Annotated in this window: 21 protein-coding genes; 5 read left to right on the top strand and 16 right to left on the bottom strand. The window is 72.8% G+C overall.

Annotated features, from left to right (window positions below; translation table 11 throughout):
- Positions 1-79 precede the first annotated feature (79 nt).
- From infB to rimP, 4 genes are all read right to left on the bottom strand, one after another.
- On the bottom strand, positions 80-2,911 hold the full coding sequence (infB, locus tag ACYVID_RS03400; protein WP_460734412.1) for a translation initiation factor IF-2: 2,832 nt from the start codon (positions 2,909-2,911) through the stop codon (positions 80-82).
- 119 nt (positions 2,912-3,030) lie between these two features.
- A complete protein-coding gene (locus tag ACYVID_RS03395) occupies positions 3,031-3,378 on the bottom strand; it encodes a YlxR family protein (protein ID WP_460734410.1) in 348 nt (115 codons plus the stop codon).
- 123 nt (positions 3,379-3,501) lie between these two features.
- Entirely contained in the window at positions 3,502-4,482 is a 981-nt protein-coding gene (gene nusA / locus ACYVID_RS03390; RefSeq protein ID WP_460734408.1) for a transcription termination factor NusA, read from the bottom strand.
- A complete protein-coding gene (rimP, locus tag ACYVID_RS03385) occupies positions 4,482-5,069 on the bottom strand; it encodes a ribosome maturation factor RimP (protein WP_460734406.1) in 588 nt (195 codons plus the stop codon). Before rimP ends, nusA begins: the two co-directional genes overlap by 1 nt.
- A gap of 123 nt (positions 5,070-5,192) precedes the next feature.
- Between rimP and ACYVID_RS03380 the strand changes: the two genes are divergently transcribed.
- Both ACYVID_RS03380 and ACYVID_RS03375 read left to right on the top strand, forming a co-directional pair.
- Positions 5,193-6,197, top strand: a complete 1,005-nt coding sequence (locus ACYVID_RS03380; protein ID WP_460734404.1) for a ferritin-like domain-containing protein — start codon at positions 5,193-5,195, stop codon at positions 6,195-6,197.
- Between the two features lie 289 nt (positions 6,198-6,486).
- The gene (locus tag ACYVID_RS03375) at positions 6,487-7,188 is read left to right on the top strand and encodes a TetR/AcrR family transcriptional regulator (protein ID WP_460734402.1); all 702 of its coding nucleotides are present in this window, start codon (positions 6,487-6,489) and stop codon (positions 7,186-7,188) included.
- 64 nt (positions 7,189-7,252) lie between these two features.
- Here the strand turns inward: ACYVID_RS03375 and ACYVID_RS03370 are convergent, their stop codons facing one another.
- Entirely contained in the window at positions 7,253-9,037 is a 1,785-nt protein-coding gene (locus ACYVID_RS03370; protein WP_460734400.1) for a proline--tRNA ligase, read from the bottom strand.
- Positions 9,038-9,100: 63 nt separating this feature from the next.
- On the opposite strand from ACYVID_RS03370, the gene ACYVID_RS03365 reads away from it, so the two are divergent.
- Entirely contained in the window at positions 9,101-10,156 is a 1,056-nt protein-coding gene (locus ACYVID_RS03365; protein ID WP_460734398.1) for a hypothetical protein, read from the top strand.
- A 35-nt stretch (positions 10,157-10,191) separates the two neighbouring features.
- Complete coding sequence (locus ACYVID_RS03360; protein WP_460734396.1) at positions 10,192-11,055, top strand: LLM class flavin-dependent oxidoreductase; 864 nt, start codon at positions 10,192-10,194, stop codon at positions 11,053-11,055.
- A 46-nt stretch (positions 11,056-11,101) separates the two neighbouring features.
- On the opposite strand, the gene ACYVID_RS03355 is transcribed toward ACYVID_RS03360, so the two are convergent.
- The 10 genes from ACYVID_RS03355 to ACYVID_RS03310 form a co-directional block, all read right to left on the bottom strand.
- Complete coding sequence (locus tag ACYVID_RS03355) at positions 11,102-11,467, bottom strand: DoxX family protein (protein ID WP_460734394.1); 366 nt, start codon at positions 11,465-11,467, stop codon at positions 11,102-11,104.
- A 33-nt stretch (positions 11,468-11,500) separates the two neighbouring features.
- Positions 11,501-12,346 carry a GNAT family N-acetyltransferase gene (locus ACYVID_RS03350; protein ID WP_460734392.1) on the bottom strand — a complete coding sequence of 282 codons (846 nt, stop codon included), beginning with the start codon at positions 12,344-12,346 and terminating at the stop codon, positions 11,501-11,503.
- Between the two features lie 83 nt (positions 12,347-12,429).
- On the bottom strand, positions 12,430-13,581 hold the full coding sequence (gene ispG / locus ACYVID_RS03345; RefSeq protein WP_300645927.1) for a flavodoxin-dependent (E)-4-hydroxy-3-methylbut-2-enyl-diphosphate synthase: 1,152 nt from the start codon (positions 13,579-13,581) through the stop codon (positions 12,430-12,432).
- A gap of 183 nt (positions 13,582-13,764) precedes the next feature.
- Positions 13,765-14,265 (bottom strand): endonuclease domain-containing protein, encoded by a 501-nt coding sequence (locus ACYVID_RS03340; protein WP_460734390.1) that lies wholly within the window; start codon positions 14,263-14,265, stop codon positions 13,765-13,767.
- Positions 14,266-14,462: 197 nt separating this feature from the next.
- Positions 14,463-15,824, bottom strand: a complete 1,362-nt coding sequence (locus ACYVID_RS03335) for a M50 family metallopeptidase (protein WP_460734388.1) — start codon at positions 15,822-15,824, stop codon at positions 14,463-14,465.
- A 50-nt stretch (positions 15,825-15,874) separates the two neighbouring features.
- Positions 15,875-16,987, bottom strand: a complete 1,113-nt coding sequence (dxr, locus tag ACYVID_RS03330) for a 1-deoxy-D-xylulose-5-phosphate reductoisomerase (RefSeq protein WP_460734386.1) — start codon at positions 16,985-16,987, stop codon at positions 15,875-15,877.
- Positions 16,988-17,020: 33 nt separating this feature from the next.
- Positions 17,021-18,337 (bottom strand): 4-aminobutyrate--2-oxoglutarate transaminase, encoded by a 1,317-nt coding sequence (gene gabT, locus ACYVID_RS03325; protein ID WP_460734384.1) that lies wholly within the window; start codon positions 18,335-18,337, stop codon positions 17,021-17,023.
- Positions 18,334-19,548, bottom strand: a complete 1,215-nt coding sequence (locus ACYVID_RS03320; protein ID WP_460734382.1) for a saccharopine dehydrogenase family protein — start codon at positions 19,546-19,548, stop codon at positions 18,334-18,336. The genes gabT and ACYVID_RS03320 overlap by 4 nt, the downstream gene beginning before the upstream one ends.
- A gap of 137 nt (positions 19,549-19,685) precedes the next feature.
- The gene (locus ACYVID_RS03315; RefSeq protein ID WP_460734380.1) at positions 19,686-21,119 is read right to left on the bottom strand and encodes a gamma-aminobutyraldehyde dehydrogenase; all 1,434 of its coding nucleotides are present in this window, start codon (positions 21,117-21,119) and stop codon (positions 19,686-19,688) included.
- A 91-nt stretch (positions 21,120-21,210) separates the two neighbouring features.
- Positions 21,211-22,839, bottom strand: coding sequence for an amidohydrolase (locus tag ACYVID_RS03310; protein WP_460734378.1), 1,629 nt, complete (start codon positions 22,837-22,839; stop codon positions 21,211-21,213).
- Between the two features lie 126 nt (positions 22,840-22,965).
- Between ACYVID_RS03310 and ACYVID_RS03305 the strand changes: the two genes are divergently transcribed.
- On the top strand, positions 22,966-24,351 hold the full coding sequence (locus ACYVID_RS03305) for an aspartate aminotransferase family protein (RefSeq protein WP_460734376.1): 1,386 nt from the start codon (positions 22,966-22,968) through the stop codon (positions 24,349-24,351).
- Positions 24,352-24,554: 203 nt separating this feature from the next.
- On the opposite strand, the gene ACYVID_RS03300 is transcribed toward ACYVID_RS03305, so the two are convergent.
- Positions 24,555-25,733: an HNH endonuclease signature motif containing protein gene (locus ACYVID_RS03300; protein WP_460734374.1), complete on the bottom strand. Its 1,179-nt coding sequence runs from the start codon at positions 25,731-25,733 to the stop codon at positions 24,555-24,557.
- Positions 25,734-25,771: the final 38 nt, after the last annotated feature.

The following is a 25,771-nucleotide window of genomic DNA, read 5'->3' as shown; positions in this document are numbered from 1 at the left end:
TCCTCCGGCTGGAACCGCACCACGCCGGGCCGGCCCGTGGGCCGACCCGGCGTGGTGCGTCAGGTGCTGCAGGTGGTGATCAGCTGCGCGGGATCTCGCGCATCTCGAAGGCCTCGACGAAGTCGCCTTCCTTGATGTCCTGGAAGTTGCGCAGGACCAGACCGCACTCGAAGCCCTCGCGGACCTCGGAGGCGTCGTCACGCTCGCGCTTGAGCGAGGCGAGGTCGAGGTTGTCGGCCACCACGGCGCCGTCGCGCACGAGGCGCACCTTGGCGTTGCGGCGGATGAGGCCCTCGGTGACCATGCAGCCGGCGATGTTGCCGATCTTGCTGGAGCGGAAGATGGCCCGGATCTCGGCGCGGCCGAGCGAGACCTCCTCGTACTCCGGCTTGAGCATGCCCTTGAGCGCCGCCTCGATCTCCTCGATGGCCTGGTAGATCACCGAGTAGTAGCGGATCTCGACGCCCTCGCGGTCGGCCATCTCGGTCGCCTTGCCCTGCGGGCGGACGTTGAAGCCGATGATGATCGCGTCGGAGGCAGCGGCCAGGTCGACGTTGGTCTCGGTGATCGCACCGACACCGCGGTCGATGACCCGGATGCCGACCTCGTCGCCCACGTCGATGCCCGCCAGGGCGTCCTCGAGGGCCTCGACCGAACCGGACACGTCGCCCTTGAGGATCAGGTTGAGCTCCTGGCTCTCGCCCTTCTCCATGGAGGCCATGAAGTCCTCGAGCGAGCGACGGACGCGACGCTTGGCCTGCATGGCCGCACGCTCGCGCGCCTCGCGCTTCTCGGCGATCTGGCGCGCCATCCGGTCGTCGTCGACCACGATGAAGTTCTGGCCGGCGCCGGGAACGGCGGTCAGGCCCAGGACCATCGCGGGGCGCGACGGGTCGGCCTCGTCGATGTTCTCGCCGTGCTCGTCGAGCATCGCGCGGACACGACCGTAGGCCGGACCGGCGACCAGGGAGTCGCCGACCCGCAGCGTGCCGCGCTGGACCAGCACGGTGGCGACGGGACCGCGGCCACGGTCGAGGTGCGCCTCGACCACGAGACCCTGCGCGTCCTGCGTGGGGTTGGCCCGCAGGTCGAGCGAGGCGTCGGCGGTGAGGACGACGGCCTCGAGCAGCTTGTCGAGGTGCAGCTCGGACTTGGCCGAGACGTCGACGAACATCGTGTCGCCGCCGTACTCCTCGGGCACCAGGCCGTACTCGGCCATCTGGCCGCGGACCTTGGTCGGGTCGGCCTCGGGGAGGTCGATCTTGTTGACCGCGACCACGATCGGCACACCGGCGGCCTTGGCGTGGTTGAGCGCCTCGACCGTCTGCGGCATCACGCCGTCGTTGGCCGCCACCACGAGGATCGCGATGTCGGTGGCCTGCGCACCACGGGCACGCATGGCGGTGAACGCCTCGTGACCCGGGGTGTCGATGAAGGTGATGCGACGCTCGTTGCCGTCGACGTCCGCGGTGACCTGGTAGGCGCCGATGTGCTGGGTGATGCCACCGGCCTCCTTGTCGACGACGTTGGCGTTGCGCAGCGCGTCGAGCAGGCGGGTCTTTCCGTGGTCGACGTGACCCATGACGGTCACGACCGGCGGCCGGACGACCAGGTCGTCCTCGTCGCCCTCGTCGGCACCGAACTCGAGGTCGAAGGTCTCCAGCAGCTCGCGGTCCTCGTCCTCCGGGGAGATGACCTGGACGACGTAGTTGAGCTCCTCACCGAGCAGCTCCAGCGTCTCGTCGTTGACCGACTCGGTCGCGGTCACCATCTCGCCGAGGTGGAACAGCATCTGCACGAGCTGGGCTGCGTCGACGCCGACCTTCTCGGCGAAGTCGGTCAGCGAGGCGCCACGCGCCAGCCGGACGACCTCGCCGTTGCCCTTGCGGACGCGCATGCCGCCCAGGGTCGGGGCCTCCATGGCCTCGAACTCCTGGCGACGTGCCCGCTTGGACTTGCGACCGCGGCGCGACGGGCCGCCGGGGCGACCGAAGGCACCCTGGGTCTGGCCGCGCTGGCCCGGACGACCACCGCCACCGGGGCGACCGGCGAAGCCGCCGCCACCGGGACGACCGGGGGCACCGCCACCGGGGGCGCCGGGACGACCGGGAGCACCGCCGCGACCGGGGGCGCCGGGACGACCGCCGGGACCGGGGCGACCCGGGGCGGGACGGCCGCCGGGACCCTGGCCGAACGCGGCCGGGGACTTGGGCATCATCGCGGGGTTGGGACGCGGCATGCCCGGGCGACCGGGCGCGCCGTCGCGGCCGGCCGGCGGACGCGGCGGACGCTGGTCACCGGCGCCGGCGCCGGCACCGGCACCGGGGGCACCGGGAGCCCCGGGGGCTCCGCCACCGGGCCGGGGCGCGGGGCGCTGGCCCATGCCCTGGCTGGGCGCGAAGGGGTTGTTGCCCGGGCGCGGCGCGCCGGGACGCCCGACCGGACGCGGTGCAGGTGCCTTGGGGGCGGCCGGAGCGGCCGAGGCGGCGGGCGCCTCGGGAGCAGCGGGTGCCGGGGCAGCCGCGGCCGGGGCCTCGGGGGCCTGCGGCTCCGCAGGCGCGGCGGGCGCGGGCTTGGGGCCGGGGCGGGGGCCCGGGGTGGCGGCCGGCTTGGCGGGCGCCGGAGCGGCCGGTGCGGCGGCAGCGGGGGCCTCGGCCGACTCGGCGGCGGGGGCGGCCGGCTTCGCAGCGGCCTTCGTCGCGGGAGCAGGCTTGTCGGCGGGGGCGCCGCCGCCGGCCTGCTCGGCCTTCAGCTTCTCGCCGATCTCCTTGCGGAAACGCATCTCGGCGGGCAGCTCGACGGTCGAGCTCGCCGACTTGACGAACTCACCCATCTCCTTGAACTTCTCGAGAACGAACTTGCTCTCGACTCCGAACTCCTTGGCGAGCTCGTGAACGCGGGTCTTGGCCACAATTCTCCTCTTTGGCCTCGAGACCCGTGTCCGGGTGCTGCTCGAGACCGTCTAGTGGTGGTGCAAACTCATCGGGAAGTACTCATCGAGTGCTCATGAGCTGCTGCTCCAGTTCCTGGTCATGCGTCCGGTTCGGTCCGGTCGCGGTGTGCGGGGACGCGGGCGAGGTGCCGGGCGACCGCGTCGGTCGGGAGTCCCTGCCCGCCTGCTGCTCGCAGGGCTCGGGCGAAGGCCTTCCGCTTGACGGCCAGCTCGTAGCACGCGGTCGTGGGGTGCAGGTGCGCCCCGCGGCCGGCCGCGCTGCCGGTGGGATCGGGGAGGACGACCGGGCGGTCGTCCACCGAACCCACGACGAGGCGCAGCAGCTCGCGTCTGGCGGCCCGCTGCCGACATCCGATGCACGTCCGGACCGGGCCGTCCGAGGACGGGAGGACCGGGCGCGCAGGGGTTGTGTCTTGGTGGGCCACCGCGGAACACCATAGCCCCTCGGCAGCTCCTCGGCCGAACCGGGGAGCTCGCCCCCGCGGTCGGGCGTGTCCGGCGTCAGGCGGCCCGGCGACACGTCGTACGACGTCGGGCACGGCGCCTGCTCACTCCTGCGGGGCCGGCGCCTCGTCCGAGCGGATGTCGATGCGCCACCCGGTCAGCCTCGCGGCGAGGCGGGCGTTCTGACCCTCCTTGCCGATGGCCAGGGAGAGCTGGAAGTCGGGCACGACCACGCGCGCCGAGCGCGCCGCGGCGTCGACGACCTCGACCGAGGTGACCCGCGCCGGAGAGAGCGCGCTGGCGACCAGGGTGGCCGGGTCGTCGGACCAGTCCACGATGTCGATCTTCTCGCCGTGCAGCTCGGCCATCACGTTGCGCACCCGCTGGCCCATCGGCCCGATGCAGGCGCCCTTGGCGTTGACCCCCTGCGCGCGGGGGGCGACCGCGATCTTGGTGCGGTGCCCGGCCTCGCGGGCGATCCCGGCGATCTCGACGGAACCGTCGGCGATCTCGGGCACCTCCAGGGCGAAGAGCTTCTTGACCAGGTTGGGGTGGGACCGCGACAGCGTCACCTGCGGGCCGCGCATGCCCTTGCGGACCGAGACGACCAGGCACTTGATCCGGGTGCCGTGCTCGTAGCTCTCCCCCGGCACCCGCTCGCTCACCGGGAGCAGCGCCTCGAGCTTGCCGAGGTCGACCATGACGTCGTCGGGGTTGCGGCCCTGCTGGATGACCCCGGAGACGATGTCGCCCTCGCGGCCGGAGAACTCCCCGAACGTGATGTCGTCCTGGGCCTCGCGCAGGCGCTGCAGCATGATCTGCTTCGCCGTCGTCGCGGCGATCCGGCCGAAGCCGGCCGGGGTGTCCTCGAACTCCCCGATCTTCTCGCCGTCGTCGTCCAGCTCGGCAGCCATCACGGTGACGTGACCGGTCTTGCGGTCCAGCTCGACCCGGGCCTGCTCGTAGGCGCCCGGGGTCTTGAGGTAGGCGGTGAGCAGGGCCTGCTCGATCGCCTCGACCAGGACCTCGAAGGAGATTTCCTTCTCGCGCTCCAGCATCCGCAGGATGCTCATGTCGATGTCCATCAGTGGTCCTCCCCGTCCTCGTCGATCTCGGTGTCGTGCTCGTCCAGCGCGTCGGGCGCGTCGTCGCCCTGACCGTCCTCGCCCGGCTCGGTGGCCTGGGGGCGGCGGTTGAACTCGATCTGCACCAGGGCCTTCTTGACGTCGGCGTAGGCGATGCGGCGCACCTCGCCGTCGACGTCGAGCCGCACGCCCCCGCCGTCCGCGTCCTCGTCGCAGTCGATGATCCGGCCGGTGACCTCGCCGGTCAGCGGCGGCTCGAGGGTCACCTTGACCAGGCGGTCGGCGTTGCGGCGCCAGTGCCGCGGCGCGACCAGGGGACGGTCCACGCCACGCGAGGTGACCTCGAGCGTGTAGGGGTGCTCGCCCATGGCGTCACCCTCCTCCAGGACCCGGTCGACCTCGCGGGTGGCCTCGGCGACGTCGTCCAGGGACACCCCGCCGTCCTTGTCGACGGCGACCCGCAGGACCCGTCGCTTGCCGGCGGGGGTGAGCTCGACCGCCTCGACGTCCAGACCGAGGGCTGCGAGCGGGCCGACGAGCGCGGCCTCGACCTTCTCCCTCGTCGCGTCCTGCTTGGCGTTCTCCACGAGGTGGTCCTCTCGATCTTCACTTGGGGCGGTGCTGGGGTGGTGCCGGCTGCCTGCCGGGCGACGGGCGGGCCCGTCGGTCCGCACACCCTAGCCCGATCGCGCATGTCCTAGGGTCGTGCGGTGCCCTCCGTCCGACCCGCTCCGAGCCGCCGGGCGGCGCTGGCCGCGGTGGGCCTGGTGGCCGGGATCACGACCGTGTCGTGCGGACGTGACGAGGGCGACCCCCGTGGGTCGCGCGCCGGGTCGTCGAGCAGGTCGTCGAGGGGCCCGTCCGCCGCCGCGGACGACGAGGCCGTCGTCGCCGGCGCTCGCACCGACCTGCTGGCCCTCGACCTGCTGGTGGCCGCGACCAGACGTCGGCACCGCCCGCTCCGGGGACGCCTCGCCGACCTCCAGCGCACCCACCGGGCACAGCTGGCGGAGCTCGACCCCGACGGGGCCGCTGCGCCACCCGCGCGGCGGCCGCGGGTCGGGGCGGACCCGGCGGCTGCCCTGGCCTCGCTGCTGCGCGACGAGGAGCGGCTGCAGCGCCGGATGGTGACGTGGTGCGTGGCCGCGGACAGCGGTCCCCTGGCGCGGCTGCTCGCGTCGGTCGCCGCCGGGAGCGCCCAGCAGGTGGCCCTGCTCGCCCCGGAGGACGGCGCCGACCGAGCCCGGGTGGAACGGCTGGACGGCACCGGTCGGGCAGCGGGACCGGAGGGTCTCGACGCCCTGCAACGGGTGCTCGCCTCCGAGCACGCTGCCGTCTGGGTCCTGGGGTCCGCGGGAGCGGCGACGTCGATGTCGGCGACGCCCGAGCTGTTCGAGCGCCTGTCCGGCGCACACGAGTCCCACCGCTCCCGCCGCGACCGGCTGGCCGCGGCGCTGCTGGCGCAGGGGGCCGAGCCGGTGCAGAGCGAGGCGGCGTACGCCGTGCCGGAGGACCTGTCCTCGCCGGGGACCGCAGCCGAGGCCGCGGTGCGCGTGGAGCGGTCGAGCGCGACCGCCTGGGCCTTCCTGGTCGCCTCGAGCACGGGGGCGACCCGTCGGTGGGCCGCGCAGGCGCTCACCTCGGTCGCGGTCTCGGCGGTGGGTCTGGGTGGCGACGGCGAGCCGCTGCCCGGCGCGAGCGACCTGTCGCGGTGAGCCGGCGCGACCTGTCGGGCGGACCGGTGACGCACGTGACGCGGACCGGCCCCCCGTGGGAAGTCCCGAGATCTTCCCCGAGGGGCCGGAGCCGCGTGCCGGACGACCTGCGTGCAGGTCGGTGGCCCGCGCCGGATGAGGGACGTCGTCGGGGCGAGCCGGTCGTCATCCTGCCCACAGGCTCCGGTTCCTCACACCTGTCGACTGCCCCACATTTCTGCAATGCAGAAATGTGCAGTCGGACGCCCTCGCCGGCCCTGACGCGCGAGAGGGCACCATGGGCCCCGGCATGAACGTCTCCCCCACGGACCTCCCCGCGACCCCCGACGCCACGGTGTCGGAGGGTCGTCCCGCTGCGTCGACCGGCGGCCGGCGTACGCAGGCCGAGCGCAACGCGACGACCCGCGCCGCCCTCGTCGAGGCCGGCCGTGCGCTGTTCAGCACCAAGGGCTTCGCCGAGGTGGCCAACGACGAGCTGGCCCGGGCTGCGGGGGTGACGCGCGGGGCGCTCTACCACCAGTACGACGGCAAGGCGGGCCTCTTCGCGGCGGTGCTCGAGGCGGTCGAGGCCGAGGTCGTCGACCGCGTGGCGCGGGCGATGGAGGGCGCCGAGGACCCCGCGGCGCGACTCGTGGCCGGGCTGGACGCCTACCTCGACGCCTGCGCCGACCCCACGATCCACCGGATCACCCTGGTCGAGGGTCCGGCGGCGCTCGGCTGGAGCGCGTGGCGCGAGGTCGGGCACCGGCACGGGCTGGGCCTGGTCGAGCAGGCCGTGGCGGCGTACGCGCCCGCGGGGGCCCCGGTCGAGGCGCTGGCGCACGTGCTGATGGGCGCGCTGGGCGAGGCCGCGCTCTTCGTCGCTGCCGCCGCGGACCCGGCCGCGGCCCGCCAGGAGGCGCACCGCGCCGTCATCGGCCTGCTGCAGGGGCTCGGGCGCGAGTCCGGCGGCGAGCCCAGCACGACCGACGGGCGGTCCGGACGGACCTGACCCAGGAGCCGGACCGGCCCCGGACCCACGGGGGGCCGGGGCCGGTGCGCTCCGTGCGGGTGGGTCAGCCGGCGTTGACCAGCCGCACCAGGTGGTCGACGACGTGGTCGGCCGCCATCTCGGCCTTCTCGCCGGTGCGCCGGTCGCGCACCTCGACGGTGCCGGACTCGGCCAGGGACTTGCCCACCACGACGATCGTCGGCACGCCGATCAGCTCGGCGTCCTTGAACTTCACCCCGGGGCTGACCTTGCCGGTGCGGTCGTCGTAGAGCACCTCGACGCCCTGCTCCGCCAGCTCGTGGGCGATCCGGTCCGCCGCGTTGAAGACGGCCTCGTCCTTCCCGGCGGCGACCAGGTGCACGTCGGCCGGCGCCACGTTGCGGGGCCAGCACAGGCCGATCTCGTCGAGGGTGCCCTCGGCGACCGCGGCCACGGCCCGGCTGACGCCCACGCCGTAGGAGCCCATGGTGACCGTGACGAGCTTGCCGTTCTCGTCCAGCACCTGCAGGTCCAGCGCCTCGGCGTACTTGCGACCGAGCTGGAAGACGTGGCCCATCTCGATGCCGCGGGCGGCGTGCAGGGTGCCGTCGTCGCAGCGGGGGCAGTGGTCGCCCTCGCGGACCTCGGCGGCCTCGATGGTGCCGTCGGGGGTGAAGTCGCGGCCCACGACGAGGTCGAGCACGTGGCTGCCCTCGACGTCCGCGCCGGTGACCCACGCCGTGCCCTCCACGACCCGGGGGTCGACGAGGTAGCGGATCCCGGCCGCAGCGATGCCCCCGGGACCGATGTAGCCCTTCACCAGGGCGGGGTGCTCCTTGAGGGCGGCCTCGTCCATCGGCTCGACCTGGATCGGCTCGAGCTGGCCCTCGAGGCGCTTGAGGTCGACCTCGCGGTCGCCGGGCACGCCGATCGCCAGGGGCTCCTTCTCGCCGGTGGGGTGCACCAGCTGCACGAGCACGTTCTTGAGGGTGTCGGCCGCCGTCCACGCACGGTCCTCGCGGGGGAAGGCCTCGTTGAGGTGGGTGACCAGGGTGTCGATCGTGGGGGTGCCGGGGGTGGCTTCGGCGTGCGCGGCCGGCGCGGCGTCGTACGGCATCGCGGCGGGTGCGCGGACCTCGACCGCCTCGACGTTGGCGGCGTAGTCGCAGGTCGAGCAGCTGACGTAGGTGTCCTCGCCGACCTCGGCCTTGGCGAGGAACTCCTCGGAGCGGGAGCCGCCCATGGCGCCCGAGGTGGCCTTGACGACGACGTACTCGAAGCCGAGCCGGTCGAAGATCCGGACGTAGGCGTCGCGGTGCTTCTGGTAGCTCTCCTCCAGGCCCGCGTCGTCGATGTCGAAGGAGTAGGAGTCCTTCATGACGAACTCGCGCCCGCGCAGCAGGCCGGCGCGGGGACGCGCCTCGTCGCGGTACTTCGTCTGGACCTGGTAGATCGAGAGCGGGAGGTCCTTGTAGGAGGAGTAGAGGTCCTTCACCACGAGGGTGAACATCTCCTCGTGCGTGGGGCCGAGGAGGTAGTCGGCGTCCTTGCGGTCCTTGAGCCGGAAGATGCCGTCGCCGTACTCGGTCCAGCGGTTGGTCGCCTCGTAGGGCTCGCGGGGCAGCAGCGCGGGGAAGCTGAGCTCCTGGGCACCGATCGCGTCCATCTCCTCGCGGATGATGCCCTCGATCTTGCGCAGGACCCGCAGGCCCAGCGGCAGCCAGGTGTAGATGCCGGGGGCGGCGCGGCGGATGTACCCCGCACGGACCAGCAGCCTGTGGCTCGGCACCTCGGCGTCGGCGGGGTCCTCTCGCAGCGTGCGCACGAACAGGGACGACATCCGCAGGACGCGGGGGTGACGGGCAGACATGGCGCTCAGGGTACGGCGCCGCGCCGATGACAACCGAACGGGTATCCGCTGCGTCACAGAGGCATGACCACTCCCTCTCGGACCCTCTGCGCCCGGCCCAGCCGGGTCGCCCGCGCCGCTCTCGCGGCCCTCGCCCTCCTCACCGCGGCCACCAGCACCGGTGTCGCGGTGGAGGCCGCCCGTGCCGACGTCGCACGCGCCGACACCGCCCAGGAGCGACCCACCCGCCTCGACCCCGAGCGCCTGGAGCGTGGGACCGACGCGAGCGTCCCCTACCGCGCCGGGCTCGACCGCAGGGACATCGTGGAGGACGGCGTGGTCACCCGGGTGCGCGCCGACTGGTTCCAGCTGCTCGGCACCCGGCCCGACGGTCGCTACGTCGTGCTCGCCGTCCGCGGCGAGGACCACTCGGTGCGCACGATCGCACCGGGAGGCCGCTCGAGCCGGGTGCTGCTGGACGACGTCCGTGGCTCGACGGCCCTGCTGGGCAGCGACGGCACCACCGTGGTGACCGAGCGGTTCCGCGGCCGGCCCAGCCGGCACACCGTGCTCCGCGCGTACGACGCCACCACCGGCGAGCTGCTGGGTCAGCGCAAGCGGCGGGGCTACACCACCGCGCTCGACGCGTCCTCCACGACCGTCGTGCTCGCCGGGGAGAACGGCCCCGTCGTCTCCTGGGACCTCGCCACCGGCGACGGCGCCCGGGTCTCGACGCGGTACGGCTACCGCGCCGACCTGCTCAACGACCGGCTCGCCGTCTTCACGAAGGATCCGTACCAGGGCGGCTGCACGGTGGTGAGCACGCTCAGCGACCCCAGCAGCGAGCTGTGGCGCTCCTGCGAGGAGGCGGTGGTGGAGTTCTCGCCCGACGGCAGCCACCTGCTGACGGTCTTCAAGCTGGCTGACGGACTCGGGCCCAGCGAGGCGCGGGTGCGCACCGTCGAGGGTGAGCAGGTCGGCCGCTACCGCGTCGACGGCTACCTCGGCCAGCTGCTCTTCGAGGACGCCGACACCGCGCTGCTCGAGGTCGCGACCGAGGACTCCTCGGGCCTGGTGCGCTGCGACGGGCCGGACTGCGAGCTGGCCTCGGACCTCGGGAAGGGGTCGCCCTACCTGTGAGCCCGGGCGCACGAGGGGTGCCAGACTCTCGCACCATGCGGATCGGCATCACGCTCCTGACCGACCTCCCCTGGGCCGAGGCGGCGCCGCGCTGGCGAGCCGCGGAGGAGATGGGCTTCGCCCACGCCTGGACCTACGACCACCTGGTCTGGGGCGGGCTGCCCGACTCGCCGTGGCGCTCGGGCATCCCGGTGCTGGCGGCTGCGGCGGCGACGACGTCGCGGATCGGCCTCGGGACGCTCGTCGCCTCCCCCAACCTGCGCCACCCCTACCTGCTGCACCGCGACGCCCAGGCGCTGGAGGACCTCAGCGACGGGCGGTTCATCCTCGGCGTCGGCACCGGCGGTGACCTCGACTCGCGCGTGCTCGGCGAGGCGCCGCTGTCGGTGCGCGAGCGCGTCGACCGGTTCCAGGAGAACGTCGACCTGCTCGTGCGGCTGCGCGAGGACGACCACGTCGACTCCGAGGGCCGGTGGTTCTCGGTCGCCGGGGCGCGCACCCTGCCCGGCCTGGTGCGCACCCCGCTGGTCGTGGCGGGCAACGGGCCGCGCTCGGTGCGCTACGCCGCCCGGGTCGGCGACGGCTGGGTCACCACCGGGCCGGCCACCGACTCCCTGGAGGACTGGTTCGCCGGGCTCGCGGAGTCCAGCCGCGTGCTGGACGAGGCCCTGGAGGGGCGGTCGCTCCCCCGCTACGTCCTGCTCGACTCCGCCGGCACCCTGCACGGGAGCGCGGGTCGCACCGCACTGTCGAGCGCGGCGTTCTTCACCGACCTCGTGGGACGGGTCGCCGAGCTCGGGTTCACCGACGCGGTCACCCACTGGCCGCGGCCGACGGCGCCGTACGCCGCGTCGGAGCGGGTGCTCGAGGAGGTGGCGGGCCTCCTGCCCCGGTTGTGACCGCGCGACCGGGACCGGACCGGTCGGGCGCCCGGCTCAGCTCGGCTCAGGCCTCGCGCCAGGTGCGCCACATGGCGCGGACCATCGGCCACTGCAGGGGCAGCCGGGCGATGCTGACCGCCTGGAGGGCCCGGTTGTCGCCCTTGATCGCGTCGACGGTCATCTGGACGTTGGCGGGGTAGACCCCCAGCAGCAGCCCGACGCCGGCCAGGCCCGCCGCCCGCCGGGTCGGGGGCGCGGCCAGGCCGGCGGCGATCGCCAGCTCGGCGTACCCGCTCCACACGACGACCTCGCGGGGCGCCGGCACCCAGCGCGGCATGATCGGGTCGTAGAGCGACGGCTTGACGACGTGCAGCACGCCGTTGACGGTCAGGACGCCGGCGACGAGACGCGCGGTGCGGGAGAGGGCCACGCGCAGAGCCTGCCAGAGGGGCGGAGCCGACCCCTAGAACATGATGGTCGAGAAGCGCGCGGTCTCCACGAAGCCGACGCGCTCGTAGGCCCGGCGGGCTGCGTGGTTCCACTCGTTGACGTACAGCGAGACCGTCGGGGCGATGTCACGGCGCACGAGGTCGACCACCGCGGCCATCCCCGCCGCAGCCAGGCCCTCGCCACGACGGTCCGGCGGCACCCAGACGCCCTGCACCTGGGCGGCGTACGGCGAGGCGCAGGCGACCTCGGCCTTGAACACCAGCCGGCCCTCGTCGAAGCGGGCGAAGGACCAGCCGCGGCTGACCAGCTGCGTGACGCGCGCGCGGTAGAGGTCGCTGCCGCCGCCGAGCTCCGGGGAGAGCCCGACCTCCTCGGTGTACATCGCGACGCAGGCGGGGTAGAGCTGGTCCATGTCGTCCCGCGTCGTGCGCCGCACCTGGGCGTCGGGGGCCACCAGCGGGTCCGTGGCGATCTCGAGGTGGGGCTGCTCCCAGCGCAGCTCGCGCGGGCTGCCCCACGCGGGCGAGACCGCGTCCCAGAAGGCCCGGACCGCGACGTGGGGCCCGACGATCGTGGAGACGGTCCGACCCCGGGCCAGGGCCCGCTCGGCGAAGGCGCGGGCGTCGTCCTCGTCGGCCTGGACCGGCACGAGGTTCGCGCCGACGTGGCAGGCGGCGCGGAGGCGGCCGTCCTCGAACCGGCCCCACACCTCGCCGCCGAGCCAGCGCGGCTCGAGGCTCGTGGTGCGCGCGCGGTAGTCGGCGAAGACGTTGACCACCGGATCGCGCCCCGCGAGCTCCAGGAAGTCCTGGAGGTCGGCGACCCCGAGGGGCCGCACGCCGTCGCGGGTGGTCAGCACGCGCGCAGCCTATGCCCGTGGCGGGAGCGACGAGGGGTGATCACGCGGGCGTGGCCGGGCGTCGGGGGCCGGACGCTGCGGTGTCAGCCGGCCGTGACCTCGACGCCGGCGCCGTCGACGGCCTCCATGCCCTCGGCGATCCGCATGGCCTCCTCGATGAGGGTCTCCACGATCTTGCTCTCGGGGACGGTCTTGATGACCTCGCCCTTGACGAAGATCTGTCCCTTGCCGTTGCCGGAGGCCACCCCGAGGTCGGCCTCGCGGGCCTCCCCCGGACCGTTGACGACGCAGCCCATGACCGCGACCCGCAGGGGGACCTCGAGACCCTCGAGCCCGGCGGTCACCTCGTCGGCGAGCTTGTAGACGTCGACCTGGGCCCGGCCGCAGCTGGGGCAGGAGACGATCTCGAGCCGGCGGGGGCGCAGGTTGAGGCTCTCCAGGATCTGCAGGCCGACCTTCACCTCCTCCACGGGAGGGGCGGAGAGGCTGACGCGGATGGTGTCGCCGATGCCCTGGGAGAGCAGCGCACCGAACGCCGTGGCGGACTTGATGGTGCCCTGGAAGGCCGGACCGGCCTCGGTCACGCCCAGGTGCAGCGGCCAGTCGCCCTCGGCGGCGAGCATCTCGTAGGCGCGGACCATCACGACCGGGTCGTTGTGCTTGACCGAGATCTTGAAGTCGCGGAAGCCGTGCTCCTCGAAGAGGCTGGCCTCCCACTTGGCGCTCTCGACCAGCGCCTCGGGCGTGGCCTTGCCGTACTTCTCCAGCAGGCGCTTGTCGAGGCTGCCGGCGTTGACGCCGATGCGGATGGAGGTGCCGTGGTCGGCGGCCTCCTTCGCGATCTGCTTGACCTGGTCGTCGAAGGCGCGGATGTTGCCCGGGTTGACCCGGACCGCGGCACAGCCGGCCTCGATGGCGGCGTAGACGTACTTCGGCTGGAAGTGGATGTCGGCGATGACCGGGATCTGCGACTTCTGCGCGATCGCCGGCAGGGCATCGGCGTCGTCCTGGCTGGGGCAGGCGACCCGCACGATGTCGCAGCCGGACGCGGTCAGCTCGGCGATCTGCTGGAGCGTGGCGTTGACGTCGGAGGTCAGCGTGGTGGTCATCGACTGCACCGAGATGGGGTGGTCGGACCCGACCCCCACCTTGCCCACCTGGATCTGCCGGGTCCGGCGGCGCGGGGCCAGGACCGGCGGGGGTGCTGCGGGCATGCCGAGGCTGATCCCTGTCATGCCCCCAAGGCTACTCAGCCCGGGTGGGTGGGACGTCATACGGACGGGAGGTCCAATGCAGGCGGGCGTATGACGCCCCCGGGCAGGGGCCGCCGCCTCGGCGGGACGTCATACGGGCGGGAGGTCCGTCGATGTAGCCCGTATGACGTCCCGCGGGTCGGAGACAGGCCCAGCGGAGGCTCATCACGCTGCGCGGCGGAGGCCTCCAGCCACCATGGCCAGCTCGACCTGGTCGAGGAACGCCTCGCGGTCGAGACGGAAGCCGAGCAGCGGCAGCCGGAGGACCCGGTCGCCCTGCAGTGTCAGTGCGTTCTGACGAAGTGCGTCGCCGACGACGTTCTCGGCCCAGGTGTGGTGGATGCCGTCGATCTCCACCACGAGCCGGAATTGCGGCCAGTAGAGGTCCAGGTAGTACCTGCCACGCCCGTCCCGCCGCAGCACCTGACGCTCGGGCGGCGGCAGGCCGCGCGCCTTGAGGGCTCGGGCGACGTCCAGCTCACCCAAGGATCTGGCACCGTCGAGCAGCTCGTTGACCAGCTCGTGCAACATCGTTCGACGTCGGTCGCGTCGGATGCGTAGCAGCTCGACGCCGAGCTCGGCAGGCTTCACGAGCCGCTGCTGGACGGCCGCCGTGACGACGTACGTCGCCTCGCGGTCGGTGCGTGCCCACAGGGCTGCGCGCACAGCTGCGACGGCAGGCCGGGTTCGGGGTATGCCCGGGCCGTGCATCAGGTCGGCGGCGGACCACCGGCGGGTCTGGCGGACGTCGTACTGCGGTCGGTGGCGGATGCGGGCTCCACGCGGCCCGGGACGTCATGCGCGTGGTGGCGGCGGACGCCCCGTCCGTATGACGTCCCGCGGCGCGAGGCGCCGACCGAGGGTCAGGCGTCGAACTGCACGGGCACCACGAGGTCGCCGATGATCAGGACGACCCCCATGACCAGGAGCGCCGAGGCGACGACGTACGCCACGGGCAGGAGCTTGGCCGCGTCGACGTATCCCGGGTCGGGCCGGCGGCGCAGGCGGGCCCAGCCGCGGCGTACCCACTCCCACGTGGCGGAGGCGATGTGGCCGCCGTCGAGGGGAAGCAGCGGCAGGAAGTTGAACAGGCCGATGAAGAGGTTGAAGCCGGCGACCAGTCCGGCCAGGGAGACCGCCTTCTCCTCCAGCTCGAGGGAGTCCGTGGACGAGACCTCGCCGGCGATCCGGCCGCCGCCGACGATGGAGACCGGGCTGTCGATCGCGCGCTCCTCGACGCCGACGATCGCCTTTGCGACGCCGAACACCTTGGCCGGCAGCTCCCCGAGGGCGATCACGGTGTCCTTGGTCATGACCGCCATCCGCTCGGCGGTGTAGATCGGGCCCCCGGTCTCGGTGACCAGCCGCACGGTCGGGGTGACGCCGAGGAAGCCGACCTGGGTCAGGGTCTCGGCCGCGTCGTCGGTGGGCCGGGCCTGCACCGTGGTCGAGGTCTCCCCCACGAGCTGCTCGCCGTCGCGCTCGTAGCCGATGACCGCGTCGCCGTCGGCGTTGTCGCGGATCAGCTCGCGCAGTTGGTCCCAGCCGGTGACCGGCGTGCCGTTGAAGGAGGTGACGACGTCACCGGGCCGCAGGCCCGCCTCGAAGGCGGGGGCGGGCGGGTCCTGGGCCGTGCAGGCGCGCCCCTCCTCGTCGAAGGGGATGACGCACTCCGAGACGGTGTCGATGACCGGCGGGCCGGCCTCGGCCTCGACGTCGACGACGTTGCCGTAGGTGGCGTAGATGCCCCAGAACAGCACGAAGGCGATCGCGATGTTGACGCTGGGACCGCCCGCCATCACGACGATCTTCTTCCACGACGGCAGCTTGTAGAACAACCGGTCCTCGTCGCCGGGCTGCACGAGCTCCCACTCCGCGGCCCGGGCGTCGGAGACCAGCTGGGTGAACATGCCGGTGTTGGACTTGCGGACCCGCGTGACCTGGTTGCCCTCCTCGTCGACGGTGACCTCGCCGAGCTGCTCGGCACCGGGCGGCAGCATCCCGACGATCTTGACGTAGCCGCCGAGCGGGATCGCCTTGAGGCCGTACTCGGTCTCGCCGACCTGCTTGCTCCACACGGTCGGGCCGAAGCCGATGAAGTACTGCGTCACCTTCCCGCCGAACTTCTTCGCCGGGATCATGTGGCCCAGCTCGTGCAGCCCGATCGAGACCAGGATGGCCAGGACGAACAGCACGACCCCGAGCAGGTAGAGCAGCGCGGTCATGGGTCCCCTCGATGGTCCGGTGTGGGTGGGATGCGGTGGTGCGGCGGGTCTCAGGCGGTGCTGCGCGCGGTGCGGGCGATCAGCCGCGTGGCCTCCTCGCGGGCCCACGTGTCGGCCGCGAGGACGTCCTCGACGCCCAGCTCCCCTGATGACGAGGGTACGTCGTGGGCCGCTAGGACCTCGCCGATCACGTCGACGATCGCGGGGAAGGCCAGACCACCGGCGTGGAAGGCCGCGACGCACGCCTCGTTGGCCGCGTTGTAGACCGCCGGGGCCGTGCCGCCGCGCTCACCCGCCTCGCGGGCCAGCCGGACGGCGGGGAAGGCCTCGTCGTCCAGCGGCTCGAAGCGCCAGTCGGCTGCCCTCGTCCAGTCGATCGGGGTCTCGGCGTCCGGCACCCGGTCGGGCCAGCCCATGCCGAGGGAGATCGGCACCAGCATCGTCGGCAGTCCCAGCTGGGCGACGACCGCACCGTCGACGAACTCCACCATCGAGTGGATCAGCTGCTGGGGGTGGACCACGACGTCGATGGCGTCGAAGGGGACGTCGAAGAGCAGGTGTGCCTCGATCACCTCGAGGCCCTTGTTGACCAGGGTCGCTGAGTTGGTGGTGATGACGGTGCCCATGGCGAAGTTGGGGTGGGCCAGCGCCTCGGCGGGCGTGACCTGCTCGAGCTGGTCGCGGGTCCGGCCGCGGAACGGCCCGCCGCTCGCGGTGAGCACGAGGCGGCGTACCTCGTCGGCGCGGCCGGCTCGCAGCGACTGCGCGATCGCGGAGTGCTCGGAGTCGACGGGGACGATCTGGTCGGGGCGGGCGCGCTCCTTGACCAGGGGGCCGCCGATGATCAGCGACTCCTTGTTGGCCAGCGCCAGCGTCGTCCCGGCCTCCAGCGCCGCGAGCGTGGGGCGCAGGCCCACCGCCCCGGTGATGCCGTTGAGCACCACGTCGCAGGGGTGCCCGGCGGCCTCCACCGAGGCCTCCTCGCCCAGGCCGGACACCGCGGGGGCGAACTCCTCGACCTGCCGGGCGAACAGGTCGGGGTTCGAACCGCCGGCGCTCAGCCCGACGACCCGGAACCGGTCGGGGTGGGCCCGCACGAGGTCGAGGGCCTGGGTGCCGATCGACCCGGTCGAGCCGAGGATGACGACGTCACGACGCTGCACGCGGCGAGTCTCCCAGCCGGTCGGTGGCCGGGCTCAGGCGGTGGCCGCGAACGCCTCCGCGACGACGTCGAAGGCCTCCTCGAGCAGCTCGTCGGAGATCGACAGCGGCGGCAGGAAGCGGAAGACGTTGCCCCAGGTGCCGCACGTCAGCGTGACGACGCCGCTCCGGTGGCAGTACGCCGAGACCGCCGCCGCACGGGCGGCGTCGGGCTCGAGCGTGCCGGGACGGCACAGCTCGATCGCCAGCATCGCCCCGCGCCCGCGGATCTCGGCGATCACCGCGTGGTCGGCGGCGATCTTCTCCAGCCGGCGGCGCACCAGCGCCTCGACCTCGCGAGCGCGACCGAGCAGGTCGTGGGTCTCCATCTCCTCGATGGCCCCGAGCGCCGCGGCGCAGGCGAGCGGGTTGCCGCCGTACGTGCCGCCGAGGCCACCGACGTGGACGGCGTCCATCAGCTCGGCGCGGCCGGTGACCGCGGCGAGCGGCAGGCCGCCGGCGATGCCCTTGGCCGTGGTGACCAGGTCGGGCACGACGCCCTCGTGGTCGCTGGCGAACCAGTCACCGGTGCGGCAGAAGCCGGACTGGATCTCGTCGGCGATGAACACCACGTCGTTGTCCCGGCACCACGTGGCGAGCGCGGGCAGGAAGCCCTCCGCGGGGACGACGAAACCGCCCTCGCCCTGGACCGGCTCGATGACGACGCACGCGAGGTTGGTGGCACCGACCTGCTTGTCGATGACGTCGATGGCGCGCGCGGCGGCCTCCGCGCCGCTCAGGCCGTCGCGCAGCGGGTAGGACATGGGGGCGCGGTAGACCTCGCCCGCGAACGGTCCGAACCCGTGCTTGTAGGGCATGTTCTTGGCCGTCATCGCCATCGTGAGGTTCGTGCGGCCGTGGTAGGCGTGGTCGAAGACGACCACCGCGTCCTTGCCGGTCGCGGCGCGGGCGATCTTGACGGCGTTCTCGACCGCCTCGGCGCCGGAGTTGAACAGCGCCGACTTCTTCGCGTGGTCGCCCGGGGTCAGGTGCGCGAGCTTCTCGGCGACGTCGACGTAGCCGGGGTACGGCGTGACCATGAAGCAGGTGTGGGTGAATGCCTCGAGCTGGGCCGCCACGTTGCGCACGACCGCGGGGGCGCTGTTGCCCACGGTGGTCACCGCGATGCCCGAGCCGAGGTCGATGAGGTGGTTGCCGTCGGCGTCGACGAGCACACCTCCCCCGGCCTCGACGACGAACACGGGCAGGGTGGTCCCGACCCCGTCGGCGACGTAGGACTTCTTGCGATCGAGCATTTCCAGCGAACGAGGTCCTGGAATGTCGGTCACCAACCGGCGGACTTGCTGCGTCATGGGGCCAACTCTCGCACACCCCACGGACTGCCGTACGCCGTGAGGAGGTCCAGGAACGGGTCGGCGTCGAAGGCCTCGGGACCGAGCACGCCGGTGCCCTGCCAGGCACCGGTCGCCAGCAGCTCCAGGGCCACCACGGGGTTGATGGCGGTCTGCCAGACCACGCACTGGTGGCCGTACTCGCGCATCGTCTCCTCGTTGTCGACCACGTGGTAGAGGTACGTCGAGCGCGGCTGCCCCTGCTTGTCCTTGCCGGTGACCCACAGGCCGGCGCAGGTCTTGCCGGTCATGCGGGGACCGATCGTGGCGGGGTCGGGGAGGACCGCGGCGACGACGTCGCGCGGGCTGACCTCGACCCCCTTGACCCGTACCTTCTCGGTGGAGTCCAGGCCGAGCTGGTGCAACACCTTGAGGATGGTGATCATCTCCTCGCCCAGGCCGTACTTGAAGGTCGCGCGGCGGCAGTCGACCCAGCGCGGCATGAGGAGCACCTCCTCGTGCTCGACGTTGACGCACTCGACCGGGCCGATCCCCTCGGGGAAGTCGAAGACCTCCGGCTCGGAGAAGGGGGCGGTGGTGTGCCACCGACCCTCCTCCCAGACCACCGGCGAGTTGAGGCACTCCTCGATCGTGGTCCACATCGAGAACGACGGGGCGAACACCTCGTTGCCCTCCTCGTCGCGGACGACGAGGTTGGCGCCGTCGCGGGTGCCGAGCTCGTCGATCTCGCTGAAGAGGTGGTCGGCGGCGTACCGGGCGAAGACGTCCGAGAGGCCCGGCTCCACACCGATGCCGACCAGCGCCAGCCGCCCGGCCTCCTCCCAGGCGGTCGCTCGGGCGAACTGCTCGTCGCCGAGCTTCACGCCCGGCAGCTCGTGCGGACGCTCGGGGTGCGGGCGCGACAGCGACATCGCCATGTCGAGGTAGTCCGCGCCCGCGGCCAGGGCGCCCTCGAAGACCGGCATGTCGAAGACCGGGTCCACGGCGTTCATGACGTGGGTGATGCGGTGCTCGCGGCACAGGGCCGTGACCGCGTCGGCCGAGGAGGCGTCGACCCGCGCCGCGGTGAAACGCTCGTCCTGGGCGGCGGCCCGCTCGGCGCGCTCGAGGGAGTAGTCGGTGACGACGAGCGCCTCGTAGAAGTCGCGGCGCGCGGCGATGGAGCAGAAGGCCGCTCCCACGCCGCCGGCGCCGACCAGCAGGATCCTCATGTCATTCCTCTCGTCGTCTCCACGCGGCTGAGCGTCGGGAGACCGGTGTGATGCCCAGGCGGAGCCGCGAAGGCGGCCTTCGAGCGAAGCGGGCCTTCGAGCGGCGACAACGCAGGCAGCGCGCCGGTATCGCGCGCTCAGCCGATGTGGCTCATGACGTGCTTGATTCTGGTGTAGTCCTCGAGGCCGTACATGGAGAGGTCCTTGCCGTAGCCGGAGTGCTTGAACCCGCCGTGCGGCATCTCGGAGACGAAGGGGATGTGGGTGTTGATCCACACGGCACCGAAGTCCAGGCGCCGCGAGACCCGCATGGCGCGGGCGTGGTCGGCGGTCCAGACGCTGGAGGCCAGGCCGTACTTGACGCCGTTGGCCCAGCGCAGCGCCTCGGCCTCGTCGGAGAAGCGCTGCACGGTCATCACGGGGCCGAAGATCTCGGTCTGCACCTGCTCGTCGTCCTGGCGCAGGCCGGAGAGGACGGTCGGCTCGTAGAAGTAGCCGCGGTCCCCGTGGCGGGTGCCGCCGGTGACGACCTTGGCGTGGTCGGGGAGGCGGTCGACCATCCCGGAGACGTGGGCGAGCTGGTTGCTGTTGTTGAGCGGGCCGTAGTAGACGCCGTCGGTGTCGGGCATCCCGGTCGGCATGCCCCGCGCGGCCTCCGCGAGCGCCGCGACCAGGTCGTCGTGGATGCCCGGCGCGGCGAGGACACGGGTGGCGGCCGTGCAGTCCTGGCCGGCGTTGAAGAGGGCGGCGCCGGCGATCCCCTCCGCGGCCGCGGACAGGTCCGCGTCGTCGAAGACGATCACCGGCGCCTTGCCCCCCAGCTCGAGGTGCACCTTCTTGAGGTCGGCGGCGGCCGAGCCGGCGACCTCCATGCCCGCACGGACCGAGCCGGTGATGGCGACCATCTGCGGGGTCGGGTGGGAGACCAGCGCGCGGCCGGTGTCACGGTCGCCGCACACGACGTTGAGCACGCCCGGGGGCAGGAACTCCTGTGCGATCTCGGCGAGCAGCGTGGAGCTGGCCGGGGTGGTGTCGCTGGGCTTGAGGACGACGGTGTTGCCGGCCGCCAGCGCCGGGGCGATCTTCCAGATCATCATCAGCAGCGGGTAGTTCCACGGCGTCACCTGGCCCACCACGCCGATCGGCTCGCGGCGTACCCACGAGGTGTGGTCGGCCATGTACTCCCCCGCGGAGCGCCCCTCGAGCACCCGGGAGGCTCCGGCGAAGAACCGGAAGTGGTCGTGGGCGTAGCCCATCTCCTCGTCCATCGTCAGGCCGAACGGCTTGCCCGTGTCGCGGCACTCGACCCGCGCGATCTCCTCGACCCGGTCCTCGATGGCGTCGGCCAGCCTCAGCAGCGCGCGAGCCCGGTCCTGCGGCGTGGTCTCCCAGCCCCAGGCCTCGAAGGCGGCGTCGGCGGCGGCGTACGCCCGGTCGACGTCCTCCGCACCCGACGCGGGTGCCTGCGCGTAGACCTCGCCGGTGGTCGGGTCGATGACGTCGTACGTCGCGCCGGAGGCGGCGTCGACGAGCTCGCCGTTGATGACGTTCTGGAACGTGGTGTCGGCCATGGCGGGAGCGTAGTGAGCCGACGACGGATCCGGTAGGTCGACCGGCTGATTGATGACGGATTTCGTCGCTCTCGGCCTCTCCGCCCGACGATCACGCCTCGTGGACGAACTCACCGTCGATCCAGGTCGCCACCGCCCGCGCGGCACCGATGTCTCCCCGGGGCCCCGTCACCACGTCGCGGTCCAGGAGCACCAGGTCCGCGACCGCACCGGCACGGATCCGGCCGGCGTCGTCACGGCCGTTCACCCACGCGCTGCCCAAGGTGTACGCCGCCAGCGCGGTCTCGACGGCCAGGGACTGCTCCGGCAGGAACGGCTCGTGGCCGGCCGGCCCGTCGGCACCGTGCTCGGTGCGGTTGACGGCCACGTGGACCGCCTGCAGCGGGTCGGCGCTGCTCACGGGCCAGTCGCTGCCGGCGACCAGGCGGGCGCCGGTGCGGTGGAGGTCGCCGAAGGGGTACTGCCAGCGGGCGCGCTCCGGACCCAGGAACGGCAGGGTCAGCTCGGTCATCTGCTCGTCGTGGCAGGCCCAGAGCGCCTGGATGTTGGCCGCGACGCCGAGGGTCGCGAAGCGTGGGACGTCGCGCGGGTCGACCAGCTGCAGGTGCGCGACGTGGTGCCGCAGGGCGCGGCCGGCCTCGTCGAGGCCCTCGAAGGCGTCCAGCGCCTCGCGCACGCCGCGGTCCCCGATGCCGTGCACGTGCACCTGGAACCCCTCGGCGGCCAGCAAGCGCACGGCCTCGCGCAGAAGCGCCGGGTCGACGAAGGAGTGCCCGGCGTTGTCGGTCGGGTGGCCGCAGCGGTCGAGGTAGGGCTCCCCGAGCGCGGCGGTGCCGTTCTCGGCGACGCCGTCCTGCATGACCTTGACGCTCGTGGCGTGGAACCGCCCGTGGGTGAGCTCCGACCGACGTGCCACCAGGTCGGCCACCTGCTCCAGGCCACGGTCGCGGTCCCACCACAACGCCCCCACGACGTGGGAGCGCAGCGTGCCGGCGGCGGCCGCGCGGACGTAGGCCGGTCCGGGGTCCTCCATGCCGGCGTACGACCCGACGATCGCGTCCTGCCAGGCGGTGACGCCCAGGGAGTGCAGGTGCGCCTGCCCGGCGACCAGGGCTCGGTCGAGCTCCTCGGCACTGGTCGGCGGCAGCAGCCGGGCGACGAGGTCCATCGCGCCCTCGTGCAGCGTGCCGGTCGGGGCCCCGGTGGCGTCGCGCTCGATCCGGCCGTCCGGCGGGTCGGGCGTCTCGCGGGTGATGCCGGCCAGCTCCAGGGCGCGGCCGTTGACCCAGGCACCGTGGTGGTCGCGGTTGGGCAGCAGCACCGGGCGGTCGGGCACCACGCGGTCCAGGTCGGCGGCGGTCGGGGTGCCACCGGGGAAGGCGGCCATCGCCCAGCCGCCGCCGAGGATCCACGGACCGTCGTGCCCCGCGGCGTACGTCCTCACCAGCGCGAGGTAGTCCTCGCGCGTCTCCCCGCCGCTCAGGTCGCAGCGGATCCGCTCCAGGCCGCCCTGGACGGTGTGGACGTGGGCGTCGGTGAAGCCCGGGAGCAGCAGCCCCCCGCCCAGGTCGACCGTGGTGGTGCCGGGCGGGACGTCCAGGCGCTCGCCGTCGGTGGCGACCGCGGCGATGCGCCCGTCCCGGAGCAGGACCTCGCCCGGCCCGCGGTGGTGCTCGCCGTCGAAGAGGGTCCCGCCGGTCAGCAGGGTCGTGGAGGTCATGGGCTCTTGCTACCAGGCGCGACGAGCACCCCGCGAGAGGCTCGGACGACGGATTCCGTGACGATATCGCCCTCCCGGCAACGGATTCGCTTGCCTTTCTGCGCCCACGCGCGTGAACATGGGGCCATGGAGCACCTCGACCACGACCACCTGCAGCGGGCCGCCAAGGACCACCTGTGGATGCACTTCACTCGCCACGGGCAGTACGAGCACGCCGACGTGCCGGTGATGGTCCGCGGCGAGGGCGCCTACCTCTACGACTCCCACGGGCGGCGCTACCTCGACGGGCTGGCGGGGCTCTTCGTCTCCCAGCTCGGCCACGGGCGCACGGACCTGGCCGAGACCGCGGCCAAGCAGGCCTCCGAGCTGGCCTTCATGCCGTTGTGGTCCTACGCCCACCCGACCGCGATCGAGCTGGCCGAGAAGGTCGCGTCGTACGCACCGGGTGACCTCAACCGGGTCTTCTTCACCAGCGGTGGCGGTGAGGCCGTGGAGACCGCCTGGAAGCTGGCGAAGAACTACTTCAAGCTCGTCGGCAAGCCGATGAAGCACAAGGTGATCTCCCGGGCGATCGCCTACCACGGCACCACCCAGGGCGCGCTGTCGATCACCGGGCTGCCGCTGCTCAAGCAGCAGTTCGAGCCGCTGGTGCCCTCGACGTTCCGGGTGCCCAACACCAACTACTACCGCGCCGACCAGCACCCCGGGTTCGGCGGCGGCAGCCTGGAGGAGTTCGGCCGCTGGGCCGCGGACCAGGTCGCGGTCGCGATCGAGGACGAGGGCCCCGACACGGTGGCCGCGGTCTTCCTCGAGCCGGTGCAGAACGCCGGCGGCTGCTTCCCGCCCCCGCCGTCGTACTGGCAGCGCGTGCGCGAGATCTGCGACGAGTACGACGTGCTGCTGGTCTCCGACGAGGTCATCTGTGCCTTCGGTCGGCTCGGGCACATGTTCGGGGCGGAGCGCTTCGACTACCAGCCCGACATGATCACCTGCGCCAAGGGCCTGACCTCGGGCTATTCCCCGCTCGGCGCGATGATCGCCAGCGACAAGCTGATGGAGCCGTTCCTGCACGGCACCGGCATGTTCGCCCACGGCTACACCTTCGGCGGCCACCCCGTCTCCACCGCGGTGGGCCTGAAGAACCTGCAGATCTTCGAGGAGGAGAAGGTCCTCGAGCACGTCCGCGCGAACGAGGGCGCCTTCCGCGCCACCCTCGAGCGGCTGCTGGACCTGCCGATCGTGGGCGACGTCCGCGGCGAGGGCTACTTCTTCGGCATCGAGCTGGTGAAGGACAAGACGACGAAGGAGTCCTTCAGCGCCGAGGAGTGCGAGCGGATCCTCTACGGCTTCGTCTCCAAGCAGCTCTTCGCCGAGGGCCTCTACTGCCGCGCCGACGACCGCGGCGACCCGGTGGTCCAGCTCGCCCCTCCGCTCATCTGCGACCAGTCGCACTTCGACGAGATGGAGCAGGTGCTGCGGGTCGTGCTCGACAAGGCCTCGTCGCTGCTCTGAGGCGCGCCGCCGTCGCGTGACCGCTGGTCGGGCGGGCGCCACCGCCGGCCCATCCGCCGGTCGAGCAGGCGAGCGCCACCGCTGGTCGAGCAGCCGAGCGCCACCGCAGGCCCCACCGCCGGCCCCACCGCCGGTCGAGCAGGCGAGCGCTAGCGAGCCGTCTTCGAGACCCCGTCACGACAGCCATTTCCTCGCTGAGCGGTCTACGTCCGGAGCCGGCCCGAGCGCTTCGGGTCGTGGGCCATGGCGTGGTGGGCGGAGCAGTAGAGCCGGCCGTCCGTGACGGTGGTGGGTCCGCCCTGGGACCAGGGGATGACGTGGTGGACGTGACAGCGGCTCGGCGGGGTGTCACACCCGGGCGCGGTGCAGTGCTTGTCGCGCTGGGCGATGGCGAGGCGCTGGGACTTGGTGTGGAAGCGGCGGCGCCTGCCGACGTCGAGGACCTGGGATGGCCCGCCGAGGACCATGGGGATGATCCCGGCTTCGCAGGCCAGCCGTCGCGCTGTGCCGGTGGAGATGACCTCGCCGGTGTCGAGTGAAGCCTTGCCCAGTCCGCCCATCAGTGTCTCGAGGGTCATCGTCACCACGACGGTAGCCCCGACCCCGCCCACGCTGGGCAGGTCCTTCTCGCTGATCCGCTCCAGCAGCTCGGTGAACGCCTGACCGTTGCTCTGCGGGGTCGAGCGGACCTGCCGGATCTGCGCTGGCTCCTGCTTGGCCCAGGTCAACGCTTGCAGGGCCTTGGCGAGCATGGCGCCGTGGAGCTCGGGGACGGAGAACCGGCCGTGGACCATCCCGTGCCCATCACCGCTCATCGTCAACCGCGTCCGCTCGGCGGCGCGGCGCTCCTCGTCCTCCAGCAGCTTCGCCTCGTGCGCCTCCCCGACCTCCGGCGCCACGACGTGCAGCACGTGGCGTCCGAGGATCTTCAGCTGCTTGGCATCGAAGGTGTCCGCGCAGACGATGAGGTGCTTCTCGGCCTGCTCGAGCACCGACGGGTCCAGGTCCTCGGGCCCGCCGTCCTCCAGGTCGGCCAGCGCCCAGGCGATCACCTGGGCCTGCTCGCAGTTGATCCGCCCCGCAGCGAGCGCCTCGGCGAGGGCGGTGTGCCTGCCCAGGGCTGCGGCGAGCGTGACGTCGCGGTGCGCAGCGGCCCGGGTGCGGTGGGTCGCCTGCGCCCACCAGGTCGCGGTCGTCGTCGCGCCGCCGGTCTCCTCGACCCGCACCTCGGCCGCGTGCCGCAGCACCGTCGCGGTCAACGCATCCAACCGCGCATGGATCTGCGCCAGCGCCCGCAGGGCATCGGCCGTCGCGGCCTGCTCCAGCCCGATCAGCGAGGCAGCGTGACCCTCGTCGAGAGCAGCAGACAGAGCCTCGACCACCTGGTCGAGAGGGTGCTGCTGCCCGAGAACTGCCATAC

It is taken from the genome of Nocardioides ginkgobilobae (genome assembly GCF_054781275.1).
Note: the sequence above shows the minus strand (reverse complement) of the source record. Positions and strands in the feature narration are given on the sequence as shown.

Bases quoted from the DNA above. Each gene is read 5' to 3' on its own strand.
- ACYVID_RS03375 (WP_460734402.1), top strand. From the start codon at position 6,487: ATGAACGTCTCCCCCACGGACCTCCCCGCGACCCCCGACGCCACGGTG.
- gabT (WP_460734384.1), bottom strand. From the start codon at position 18,337: ATGACGCAGCAAGTCCGCCGGTTGGTGACCGACATTCCAGGACCTCGT.
- ACYVID_RS03365 (WP_460734398.1), top strand. From the start codon at position 9,101: ATGACCACTCCCTCTCGGACCCTCTGCGCCCGGCCCAGCCGGGTCGCC.
- ACYVID_RS03370 (WP_460734400.1), bottom strand. From the start codon at position 9,037: ATGTCTGCCCGTCACCCCCGCGTCCTGCGGATGTCGTCCCTGTTCGTG.
- ACYVID_RS03335 (WP_460734388.1), bottom strand. From the start codon at position 15,824: ATGACCGCGCTGCTCTACCTGCTCGGGGTCGTGCTGTTCGTCCTGGCC.
- ispG (WP_300645927.1), bottom strand. From the start codon at position 13,581: ATGACAGGGATCAGCCTCGGCATGCCCGCAGCACCCCCGCCGGTCCTG.
- nusA (WP_460734408.1), bottom strand. From the start codon at position 4,482: ATGGACATCGACATGAGCATCCTGCGGATGCTGGAGCGCGAGAAGGAA.
- ACYVID_RS03315 (WP_460734380.1), bottom strand. From the start codon at position 21,119: ATGGCCGACACCACGTTCCAGAACGTCATCAACGGCGAGCTCGTCGAC.
- ACYVID_RS03320 (WP_460734382.1), bottom strand. From the start codon at position 19,548: ATGAGGATCCTGCTGGTCGGCGCCGGCGGCGTGGGAGCGGCCTTCTGC.
- ACYVID_RS03360 (WP_460734396.1), top strand. From the start codon at position 10,192: ATGCGGATCGGCATCACGCTCCTGACCGACCTCCCCTGGGCCGAGGCG.
- ACYVID_RS03305 (WP_460734376.1), top strand. From the start codon at position 22,966: ATGGAGCACCTCGACCACGACCACCTGCAGCGGGCCGCCAAGGACCAC.
- ACYVID_RS03310 (WP_460734378.1), bottom strand. From the start codon at position 22,839: ATGACCTCCACGACCCTGCTGACCGGCGGGACCCTCTTCGACGGCGAG.